Source organism: Stenotrophomonas sp. 28608_Sma (assembly GCF_056486185.1).
This window is the reverse complement of the sequence record NZ_CM151308.1, coordinates 494,299-505,721: the sequence shown is the minus strand read 5'-3', so window position 1 is coordinate 505,721 and position 11,423 is coordinate 494,299. Positions and strand designations below refer to the sequence as shown.

The following is an 11,423-nucleotide window of genomic DNA, read 5'->3' as shown; positions in this document are numbered from 1 at the left end:
GGCTGACGCACTTCTCCCATTGCCCGCAGTGCAGGTCACCCGCCGTCTCTGGCCGCCCCACCCGCACCCTCGACCACCTTTGGAATGGTCTGCCTGAGGCCTGGCGGAAGGCAGGCCCCAAGCCATAGCGACATTCAGGCAAAGACAGGTCATGCCAGGCCACACCCGCATCAAGCGGGCGTGAGCACCCGTCTTGCTGCATCGAGGAAAGCGGCATTGATCTGGTCCGCATCGACAAGAAGTCTGGACAGGGCGTCGAGGTTCATCGCCGCGTTGATGGTCTCCACGTTCTGGGTTGCCGAACGCATGGTTGCCGCATCCTGGACATCTCCCTGCATCAGGTCCAATGCAAGCGCACGCGCGGCCGAGCGGCAGGCCTTCGCCGTCGCGATGGATTCGGTGATGGCACTGCGATAAAGCTCGAACACCTCGTTGATCCGATCCTCGACATGCTCCATCGGCAGACGACCCTTGGGACGTTCACGCAGGAAGTCCTGCATGGATTTTCCACGGAATTCGTACTCCTTGCCGTACTTTGAGGAGTAAACACTGATGCCCTCAACCGTGATTCCATTCAGCTCGATTTCGTCCTCGATCTGCCCCAGGATCTCTTCAATCTGATCAGCTGATCGCAGATCGGCCTTGTTCAGAACCACGTAGACAGGGCGTCCCTCGAAACCAATCTCCTTCAGGAATTCGATATCCGAATCCGGAGTCGTACCGTTGGCGTCAATTCCGATGACCCAGAAGAGCACATCCGACTTCCGCGAGTGAGACACGGCTACCGCGCGATCGCTCTGACTGAAACTACCCTCGGTACCCGGGTTGTAGCCGGGGGTATCCATCAGACAGATGTTGCCGGTGCGCTCGGTGTCCATGCTGGTACCGACGCTTACCAAGGGCATGATCCGCTTGAGGTCAAAGCTGAACTTCTCGACAAACGCACGGGACATTTCCTGGTAGAACCCGGCATCCAGATCAATGCAGCCGCCATTGAACGAATACGCCTGGATCTGCGTCTGCTGCGCGGGATACACGTAGCTGGGGATGACGGTTGCCGGCGTGACGCTGGAGAGCAGCTTGAAATCCTTGCCGAGGAAGCTATTGATGAAGGCCGACTTTCCGCTGCTGAAGCCACCGACCACCCCCACGACCGTGCGGCGGAAGATGTCCGGATTGGCCGCCATCAGGTGCAGCTCCTGCTGGATGGACTGCAACAGCCTCAGCGCCTTCGCTTCGTCAGCGAGGGACGCCTCGGCACTAGCAAAGCGCATGTAGTCATCATCGAGCAGCTTCTGGAAGGCTTCGATTCCCTCATTTCGCGGCGGCGGCACAGCAAGCAGGCGCGAAACGAGCGCAAAGCGGATCTGCGTTGCGGCATGTTCGGCCTGCAGAAGATCCAGGTCGCCACCCAACTGACGGCTCTGCTCCTGCTCGCTTTCAAGCGCAGCCTGGGTTGCAGCATGCTGCATGGACTGCACCTTAAGGCGGTCCTGGGCATCCACCAGGCTCGTCGTCAGTTGCGCCCGGGCCATCTTCTCGGCGCCGTAGCGCTGGCTCAGGTCCAGTTCGCGCCTGCCCGCTTCCTGAAGCTCCTTCTGCAGCTCCTGCGAGACCTGCCTCTGGGCATCGAGTTCGCCAGCCAGTGCCTGCTCGCGGGTCTGCGCATCGTCACGCTCGCGACTACGGGTGGTCTCACTCTCGGCCAGGGCCTCGGACACACTCTTCAGCTCAGTTCCCCGCTCCGCCAGAGCCTCCGATGCGCGTTCAAGTTCGGTCTCGCGCTCTGCCAGAGCCCCGGATGCGTGTTTCAGTTCAGCTTCCCGCTCTGCCAAGGCAAGCGCGCGTTGCTCCGCCGTGATGTTGAGCCGTCGATGGTCCTCCACGATGGAGATCCAACGCTGGCTGGCTGCATCCATCTGCTCCTGGATGGCGGTCACGTGGGGCCGACGGCCCCACGGCTTCCACCCGGCGAGGTAGGTAAGGTGCTGCGCGCTGGTGCCTTCGAACAACGGCCTGCCATTGTCACCACTCACTGCATTGCCTCCAGCTCCGCATCCATCATGGTCAGTGTCGCCCGCGTCTTTTCAGCGTCTTCCATCAGCGCCTGCAGTGCATCGAACTGAGCTTGAATGTGCCCAATGAAGTCATCTGCAACAGACTTTGGAATTGCCCTCTTTACTGTCTCAACATACTCGTAGACCGCAGCCTCAGCCGTTTCTCGCAGTGTCTCAATGGCGTGCTGCGCCTGCTCGAGGAACGTATCGGCCTCGCTACCCTTCAGCTTCATGGTGGATGCCTTCAGCACCGGTGCCCGAAGCGAAACCGGAGGAAACTCCACGCCATTGACGATGCTCTTCAGCGATGAATAAACCGCCTCGATGTCCAGCTCATCGTCCAACTGCCGTCGCGCCGTCTGGAGCAGTTCTGCAAACAGCCGCTTGCCAAATTTGGCCTGCAACTCAGTCGCTCTGCTGTCAAGATCTGTTCGCAGCCCACTAGCAAATGCCGATACGGCGGACTTCACAGCAGCAGGCAGGACGGTGCGGTTGTTCTCCTCATACTCCCGGTAGCCGCCATCCCAGAGTTTTCTTGCCACCCAATTGAAGGCGCCAGGAGACTCAGTGCGGCGGGTGGTTTTCTCGGTACCTACCGTCCTGCTCACCCCCGAATCGGCAGCGTCGTAGGCGCCATCGATGACCTCCTTCATGGCCTTCCTGAGGCCATTCACGAAACCAGTCTTGATACCCATGAGCTCATCATCCAGAGCCACCGTAAGGTTGAATTTGCGACGTTCCAGCCCTCGCTTGTTCTTCTTCAGCTCCGTCAGCCCGGCCTCACCAATCTCCCCTCTGCGCAAAGACAACTGTCTGCGCAGCTCACGCAGCAGCTCGACCTGCTTCCGCTCCTTGGCATCCAGCAGGTCCTGGCGCCGAGCGGCCAGCACGCGCGCTTTCGCTAAACGGGTCTGTTCCACCACCTCATGCAGACCGGCCATGTTGGCCAACTGATCGAGATTGGTGCGTGACAGCCCTGGATTGTCATCCCTGAAGTAGTCCGGGTAGGTTTCCTTGAGGTTCTGCCATGCCGTCAGGCGGCCACCTTGCCAATCCGCCACGCTGTCGAACTCGACGGACATCGAATGGCACATGCCGGAACTGTGGATGATCGCATCCTCACCCTTGTCCACCAGGCTCTGGAATACATCGCCAACCTCGGGGTTGGAGAGCTTCAGCTTATCCAGCACCTTGCCCGCATGGCCCGCAAGCTCCCGCCGCAGACCGGTCAGCGAAGCATGCAGCTGTGCCTGCATTTCCGAACCATGCAGCGTGTTGTCCACCTGGCTGGCAACCAGCACCAGTTCGCGGATGCCCTCGGCAGCGGTGATCCGCGCCATCACGTCCAGATCTTCCTGACTCATGAACTGCGCTGCCGGGCTGACGACAAACACCACATCGCAGCACTTCAAGAGATCATGGGTGCGTGCCTCGCGCGATGCAACCGGGTCATTCAGCCCCGGCGTATCGATGATGCGCAGCCCGCGCAGCGCCTCCACCGGCATCTCGATGTCGACGCTCTTGGTTACAGGCATGTAGCGACCTTCCGCGGCAACGTAGTCCGCCAGCAGCGCCGCCAGGCCCTGTACGTCGTCAGCCTCCAGCGGCTTGTCCTCCTTCAGGCGGGCCAACGAAAGGCCGGATGCTGTGATCTTCTCCCACTGCTCGTGCGAGGCCTGCAAGGACGGCTGCTGGGTGGCCAGTGCCCGTCGGGCACCCCGCTCGGCCAGCTCCCTGCGGCGCTCAGGGTCCAGGCCCGCACGCCCTTCCGTGCGTCGCAGCTCTTCGATCAGCGACTTCTCAAGCAGGTCGCTGTACGCAGCAGCGGCCTGCTCGATGTTGGCAAGATCCGCCTCGGAGTAGAAGCGCGCGGTCGCCTTGAACCGGTCGCCGTAGGTCAGCGTGGTCAGTGCTGCGGTCATCGGCGTCGCCGCCTGCGGCAGTACTGACTCCCCGTTGAAAACCAGCGCGTTGAGCAGCGTCGATTTGCCGGCCTTGACCCGGCCGACAATGCCAATGTCCATCAGGCGATTTTCGTCGTCCAGTCGCAACAACGCTTCCTTCAGGCTATCGATCGTGTCGATCTCCCACTGCGACGAAGCCCCGACGGCGCCATTGAGAATGTCGGCGTGTGCTGCAAGCCACGTGATCAACTTCTGCTGACGGTCCAGGATCACTTCAGCACTCATCGGGCGGACTCCAGCGCGACGACTTCGTTCGCAACGGAGGTCAGACCAGCTTCCGCTGCGTCAAGTGCTTTCACGCGTGCCGCGCGGGCAGGACTGCTCTGCTCGGCCACAACACTTTCCAGCAGCTGCCGTTTTTCCTCGATGGCCGTCTTGAACTCATGCACGGCCTGCTCGATCAGGCCATCAACCTGTGCCTGCAGCAGCTCGGGCAGCTTGGTCCGGAACTCGCGCTGCACCGACGGAATAACCTGGTTGTCGATGGTCTTGCGCAGCTCCTCCTCGCGGAGCTTGCGCGACACAAACCCGAGGATCTCCGGCAGGAAGATCACGACCAGCTCGATCGCCGGAGCCACGACGCTGGTGGTGACCGCCAGAACGGTGGTGATACTGCGGAAGGCGACTCGGGCTCTCTGGGTCTTCTCCCGATCATTCTCGTCATCACCGGCATAAGGACGCAGCAGCTTCTCGTCTTCACGCGCCTTCTGCAGGTTGCCCTGCCAGCGCTCGAGCGCTTGACCGGTCTGGGTCAGCGTCTCCTGCACGCGCGTCTGCATCTGCTGCGTCCAGTCCGGTCCGCCGACACTGCCAACCTCATCCACCTCGCGCTGAGACAGGGATTTGGCCAGATCACCAATCGCCTGCTGGCTCAGCCCTTCCATGCGTTCCTTGACCACACGACTCAAGCGCTGGCGGGAAATATCGCTGACGACCTGCGCAAACCGCGGGTTGTTGCCACCGGCAGCGGCCGCCTGCAGCTCACTGGAGGCCTCGCGAAGGGCCTGGCCTACTTCCTCAACGCACTGTTCGACCACCTGGCTCAGGCGGCTACGGCCCAGCTTGGCGACGAGGGCGTCGCGCTGGGCGTTCAGATCATCCAGGGCATCATTCAGCTGACGTACGCTGCGATCAATATCCGCATCGCTCTGATCCAACGCCTTGCGTGCCATTTTCACCTGGGCACGAGCGTGGGCAAGCTGGCGCGAGATTCGCGGCAGGAAGCGGCCGATCCACAGATCACTTGCACTGATCTTGGGCAGCAGACTGGCCAGTCCATTGCCCTGCTTGCGGTCGTCGCGTGCCATGGCCGGCGCAACGCCCAGGCGCAGCTCAAGCTGCTCCCGTACAGCCACTTCCACGGCATCCACTTCTTCGGCCGAACGCAGGTTCGCCTTGCTCAGCAGGATCGAGAATCCAGCCTCATAGGTCTGCATGGTTTCAAGCTGGCGCAGCGTCGACTCGGCCAGAGTACCGTCGGGCACGCTCACGGCCACGATGAAGTGCGCGCCACGCGGCAGATAATGGGCGATGGCCTTGTTGTGGCTGTCCAGCGAGGAGCCGAAGCCGGGCATGTCCACGAGAACCTGTGGATACAGCGCTTCCAGGCGCGGGTCGTCCAGATGCAGTTCCAGGTGCGTGTACGACGAGGCCCGCGGCTTGATGGACAGCAAGTCCTCCACGGCGAGCCGATCACTGCCACCATCGGCACGGTGCGCCAGAACGTGGGGATCCCGGCTGAAGCGCAACTCGGTGGCCAGCTCAGTCTCCGGGGTGATACCGACCGGGAGGATGTCCGCGCCCAGGAAGGTGTTGATCAGCGAGCTCTTTCCTGCACTGAACGCACCGATGATCGGTACCAACAGTTCGGCCCGCTGCATTTCTTCGGCGAGCGAGTGGTTTTCAGGCAGTTCGATCGCTGCGCTGTCAGCCAGCGTCGTAATCCGGTCCAACAGACCAAGGCATTGATTCTTAACAGCGAACATCTGTTTCCCCTGTGTGGCGTGTAGGTCGAAGGAGTAGCGCGGAAAGATTGTGTTGCGGGCGTGCGACATCCGGCGTCGCACCCACACGTCAGTAACGCTGTGCGGCGCTTCGGTGGCGAGCGGCGATATCGTCGGCCAGTGCTGCGGGAGCCAGAACGCGTACCGATGCGCCCAGGCCGAGCAGCCACCAGCGCAGTTGGGCGGAGTCATCGACGGTGGCCCGCAGACGGGGAACAAGACCGTCCCCGACGTCCAGCTTCTGATCACGGGAGAGCGGTGTCTCCGCCAGGTGCTGGGCCAGGGCTTCATCAAGCTCCAGCTCAACGGACAGAGGTCCCTTGCTCTCGAAGCCAGCGGCAACCCGGCTCGCATAGTTTCCGAGTTCGAAGGACTCAGCACCTTCGGTGTCGGCGTCGAGCATTTCTGCACGCTGTACCCGGTGCAGCGACAGCGTAGTGGTCTCCGTGCGCCCATCAATCCGTCCAGCCAGGTAACTGGACGTTCCACGCTGGATCATCCCGTAGGGATGGAAGACGTACTCACTGGCATCGCTACGGCCACGGGCCACGTAGTACAAGCGCAGCTGCTTCTCGTTGAAAAGCGCCTGGTGCACGTTGACCGCCACGTCGGTGTCCACCGCAGCCGGCAGCAGGGACTGGCTGGCTGGCACGACGGCGACCTTCTCGTGCCAGCGCCGCGTGGAACGCGTCGTGCGGACCGCCGCCAGCGTCTTCTCTGCCTGGTCAAAGAACGGCGTCAGTGCAGGCCAGTGATTGGCTGGCAACAGTCCCTGCAGGTTGCGCTGCGCGGTGAGCAGCACCACCGCCTGTGAGACGGACATGCCCGGCATGCTGAAGGCGGCCGCGCCGCGCATCCATGCCCAACCATAGGGTTTCTGAAGATCATTGCTCTCGATGGGGAACTGCAGCGACAGGGCGTTCAGATCCCGCTCGATGGTTCGAGTACCCCCCTTGTAGCTCTCCGCCGCCAAGGTCTGGGCGAGCTCCTTCACGGTGCGGTAGTGCGGAGCAGGCTGCAGCAGCTGCAGCAGACGCCACTGGCGCGCCAGCGAGGAGCGGTTATCGGTGTCCATGTTGCCAGTCCTTTGTATGTTTCCACGACATCCCAGCAGGGGATGAGCCGATTCAACCGAAAGCTGCGACATCTGATGTCGCAAGAAGCCACTTCGGCCAACAACGGGTTCCTTCCCTTGGTCTCGTGATTATCTTGAATCCGATCACGCTTTCACAGCAGACACAGGGCCATCTGCGGGTGCGGATGTGGAACGATGTGTGTTCCGATGGAGGCTCAAGTAATCCAAACGCAAGCCGATAGCGGCCGGCTACGGATGCCAATGGCACGGCGCTCGGCGGGCAGCGACGCATGCCTGCACGGGGCGCCTCGTGGTGGATCGCTCTGCAGCAGAATCTATCGCCAACTCGCGCGCGATGTCTTTAGGAATGGTCTGAAATCCAATCGCGCCGCCACGATCCCGGGAGCGCCGAGTATCGGCCCGGGTGACGCGACACAGGTTGTCGCACCCCTCTGCAGAATGGACGCCGAAGGATCGGAACAGGGGCATTGGACGCCCCGCTACTACCCAGGAGGAGGGACTGCATGTTCAAGATTATCGGTGCCACGGTGGTTTACGGTTTCGCGCTGTATGGGCTGGGCCGCTGGCTGACGGATCAGCAGCTTGTCGGCGCAGATGACTGAGGCTCGGCAGAGCATGTGGGGACTGGCGCAAAAGTCGACCTACCATTGCCGAGACTGCGGCTGGAAGCGGACATTGCCTTCGTCCGGGGATGCGCGTATCGAGGGACTGACCTGGTTCCGCGCCTGCCCCGAGTGCCGCTCCACTGCGCTGGCGTGCGGCAGCGCAGCCACTCTGGATGCGCTTTGGCAGGGATTACCCGAGGCTTGGCGGAGTGCGCGACGTTCGGAGTAGTTTCCCAGCCGGAGGTGCCATGCATAATGGCAAATCTTACAGGGGGGAAAAATGGATTCGACTGCTCTGAAGGAAGTGCATCGTCAGATTCGCGATGCACAACCGGACTCGACGCGCGTGCGCCTACACCGCGCCATCAGCTGGCTCAACCGCGCCGAACAGGAAGACGAGGATACGGACGCGCGATTCCTGTTTCTGTGGATTGCGCTGAACGCAGCCTATGCCCAGGAGTTCGGATTCGAGAATGCCGAGCGCGAACAACTGCGCAAGTTCTTCGATGCTTTGCTGAGGCATGACAAGCAAGGAAGCCTGCAGGACATCCTGTTCAAACAGTTTCCCGGGCCTATCCGAACCCTTATCGGGAATCGCTTTGTCTATGCACGCTTCTGGAAGGCACTGCGGGAACATGACAGCAGCGACCAGTGGGCAGAGCGCTTTGCCAAGGACCAGCGCTCGGCGCTGCAGGCCGTAGTTGAGCGGCGTACTGAAGTCGTGCTCTCCATCGTGCTTGACCGGCTGTACGTACTGCGCAACCAGCTGGTACATGGCGGGGCCACGTGGGACAGCCATGCCAATCGTGAGCAGTTGCGAGATGGCGCCGCCATCCTGGGCCAACTGGTACCGGCAATCCTGCATCTGATGATGAGGGACGACGCGCCCGACCTGGGTGAAGTCGCCTACCCGATGATCCACATCTGAACCACGGCACGGCCAGAGATTTCGGCAGGCCCGGCAACGCGGTTTAGGGACTGAGCGCATGGCTGGGACCCGCCCCAGCCATGCACGCTCCACGCCATCCCCCACCCCCAAGGGGATGATCATGCCCACGATCCTCGCCGGGCGGCTGGAAGGTTCTACCCACGCGCTATCACCCGCCACTACGACGTCGGCCTGGGCGCGGCCAGCCGGTCCAGGCGGGAGCCAGCCGGGGGATGGCCGCGATGCTGATAGCGCACCGGAATGGAAACCACGTATGCCCCGTTTGAACACCGCCCTGGCACTGAACCTCGTTCTGATGCTGCCATGGCCACAGCTGCCATGGCCATGGCGGCGGACCCGCAGGTTTCCACTGAAGTGTTTGTAGAGGCCGGCGACAACCCCACCCTCAAGCTGCAGCAGGCACCTGCCCTTGTGTATTCAACGGCCCTCGCCACGCCGCCCGATACCTTCCTGCAGGCTCCCATGGCGGTGCTGCTGGTTGCTCAATTGGATGAGCTGGGCCACGTTTCCAACGTGATGGTGGCGCGGTCCAGCGGACTGCGGGAGCTCGATCGAGCGGCCTTTACCGCAGTGGACCAGTGGCGCTTTGATCCGGTCGTGGTTGAGTGCGTCGCGCGGCATGCGCGGGTACGGGTCCGTCTGACCTTCGTGCCCACGGCCGAGGCGCCGCCCGGCTGAACCGCTGCTCCAATCTGTCGCGATTGGCCCTAGGCCATCGCCCTGGCTGCGGGCGCTCCTGCGCTTGGGGCCAATAGCGCCAAGCTCTTCAAGAGCGTTGCGGCGCAATCGCTTGCTGGCTTAACACCGTGTGCGACAATGCCGAAAGCGTCAGGACTGGCAATCATCAGTCCTGTGGTTTCTTGGCATTTGGTTGCTGCACGGGTATCTCTTGGCGTGCCACCGGAAAAGGGTGGCGCGGGGTTCGAAAGCCCGCTCAGTAACCTTGTGTTTTGCGCTTGTCAGCCGGCGTCACCTTGTGTGACGCCGGCTGGCAATCCGTTCGCGTTCCATGGCGGGCGGTGCGTGGGGGTCTTCGGACCCACCGGCATGGTTACTGTCCGGCTTTCGAACCACGCATCGTCCGCCGCCTTTATCTGGTGGCGCTGCTATCTGTCCTGTACGGAGCATTGCCATGACCACATCGGACTTCCGTTCCCTGCACGCGCAGTACGATCCGGAGAACGCCGACGCCGAGCGCGAACCATCCCCCGATCCCAACACCTTCGTCGCCACACTGCGCCGCATTGGTAGCGGTGTGGCTGCAGACGGTCAGCCTTGGCCGGAACGGCATCAACTGCCTGGGCGCTGTCTTCAGCTGGCGGATGCGGATTGCGCGCTGGCGGGGCTGCGCGTGGTGGCGGAGCTGATGCTGGCTGCGGAGCGGACTCGGCAGAATGGTGCGCCCGAGGAGTACGTGGGGGATCGGGTGATGGAAGGATTGAAGATGGCGTGTGTGGCGTTGACTGCGCAGGCTATTGAGCGGTTGCAGGTTCGGGAATAGAGCGTGCTTTGCTACGCACATCGAGTGCAACGCGCCGGATTGCATGCACGGCCCTAAGCATGCGCCGCTGTCTGAGCCCCTTAGCCTCCAACACTGGCCTCACTATGCCGAGCCAGACTTTACTTGCCCTGACTGCGGCAGCGTTACTAGGATTGATCATTGGCGGAGCGTACGCGCCAGCCACCACAATGAGTCTTGAGAACTACCCAAGGCTCACCGACTCGGAGTTTGCCCTGTTTCGGGCCGACGCCGAGAGCTTTGCCGAGGAGTTGGCTTGCCAAGGCATCACCATCGGAAAGCATGATCCAGGTGCACACTTCTTTGATCTGAGCCTACGTGACGATGCCATTGTGTTCGTGGACAACTCTGGGCCAAGAATTCTGATAGTCACCATATCCACGGTTGCAAGCTATGCAATAGAGCTACAGCGCTGGAAAGATAGATGGGGCTCAACCGAGGGACGCAGGAGGAACTTGAGCCCACCTGAGAACGGCTGCCCTAGGTCTGCGTCCCAATAGCCCCCATCTGCACCCTGTCCTGGCAGCCAAACCCGTCAGCCAATGACACAAGGAACCTGGTTCTGGCCAGAATCCTGGGCACCTAGCTTCTGGGACAGGGATCCAGGAAGGAACTCCCTTTCGAGGTGGACGCGCTCTACAACCGTCAAAAGCACATCCACGGTGTATTTGGCGGGCAACGGCAAGGCGGCATTTCAACACCCAAGGAGCATCCGCTAGTCATCGCGTTCACTGGCGAGGCTGGCGTGTCTCATGGCTACCATGACTTCTGGAACGACGACGAAGTCTTTCATTACTTCGGCGAGGGTCAAGTCGGAGACATGAAGTATGTGGCGGGCAACCGAGCAATTGGCGAGCACGCCAAGGATGGCAAGACGCTCGTAGTGTTTCAGATGATGGGCAAAAGGTTCCTTCGCGCGAGTCATATCAAACCGTGGGCGGATAGCACTCATAGCGAGCGCGTTGATGACGAGAACGGTCTTCTGCTGGCCCCGCATGCGGACCTGCTCTTTGATCGCGGCTGGATTAGCTTCTCGTCGGCCGGTCGCCTGCTGATTTCGAGCTGCCTACCTTCTGACGTGCAAGTTCGGCTTGGCCTGAAGTTGGATGCATCACTTCGATATAGAGACTTCTCCCAGAAGCAGCTCGGTTTCTTTGAGTTTCACCGAAGACGTTGTCTTTGATAGGCGCCGTCCACCGATACAGAAAGTTTGAAGAGCATGTCAGGCGC

Annotated in this window: 8 protein-coding genes; 4 read left to right on the top strand and 4 right to left on the bottom strand. The window is 61.5% G+C overall.

What is annotated here, in order from left to right; genetic code table 11:
* Positions 1-170: 170 nt before the first annotated feature.
* The 4 genes from ACZLHH_RS02235 to ACZLHH_RS02220 form a co-directional block, all read right to left on the bottom strand.
* The gene (locus tag ACZLHH_RS02235; protein WP_049462934.1) at positions 171-2,036 is read right to left on the bottom strand and encodes a dynamin family protein; all 1,866 of its coding nucleotides are present in this window, start codon (positions 2,034-2,036) and stop codon (positions 171-173) included.
* Positions 2,033-4,246, bottom strand: a complete 2,214-nt coding sequence (locus tag ACZLHH_RS02230) for a dynamin family protein (RefSeq protein ID WP_049462935.1) — start codon at positions 4,244-4,246, stop codon at positions 2,033-2,035. The genes ACZLHH_RS02235 and ACZLHH_RS02230 overlap by 4 nt, the downstream gene beginning before the upstream one ends.
* Positions 4,243-6,006, bottom strand: a complete 1,764-nt coding sequence (locus tag ACZLHH_RS02225) for a dynamin family protein (RefSeq protein WP_032968364.1) — start codon at positions 6,004-6,006, stop codon at positions 4,243-4,245. Before ACZLHH_RS02225 ends, ACZLHH_RS02230 begins: the two co-directional genes overlap by 4 nt.
* A gap of 88 nt (positions 6,007-6,094) precedes the next feature.
* On the bottom strand, positions 6,095-7,099 hold the full coding sequence (locus tag ACZLHH_RS02220; RefSeq protein ID WP_004139622.1) for a helix-turn-helix transcriptional regulator: 1,005 nt from the start codon (positions 7,097-7,099) through the stop codon (positions 6,095-6,097).
* Between the two features lie 906 nt (positions 7,100-8,005).
* On the opposite strand from ACZLHH_RS02220, the gene ACZLHH_RS02215 reads away from it, so the two are divergent.
* From ACZLHH_RS02215 to ACZLHH_RS02200, 4 genes are all read left to right on the top strand, one after another.
* Positions 8,006-8,653, top strand: coding sequence for a HEPN domain-containing protein (locus ACZLHH_RS02215; RefSeq protein ID WP_049462936.1), 648 nt, complete (start codon positions 8,006-8,008; stop codon positions 8,651-8,653).
* A gap of 324 nt (positions 8,654-8,977) precedes the next feature.
* Positions 8,978-9,352, top strand: a complete 375-nt coding sequence (locus ACZLHH_RS02210; protein WP_080356568.1) for a TonB family protein — start codon at positions 8,978-8,980, stop codon at positions 9,350-9,352.
* Positions 9,353-9,806: 454 nt separating this feature from the next.
* Positions 9,807-10,175, top strand: a complete 369-nt coding sequence (locus ACZLHH_RS02205) for a hypothetical protein (RefSeq protein ID WP_049462937.1) — start codon at positions 9,807-9,809, stop codon at positions 10,173-10,175.
* 643 nt (positions 10,176-10,818) lie between these two features.
* On the top strand, positions 10,819-11,376 hold the full coding sequence (locus tag ACZLHH_RS02200) for an HNH endonuclease (protein WP_053093340.1): 558 nt from the start codon (positions 10,819-10,821) through the stop codon (positions 11,374-11,376).
* The last annotated feature ends 47 nt before the right edge of the window (positions 11,377-11,423 follow it).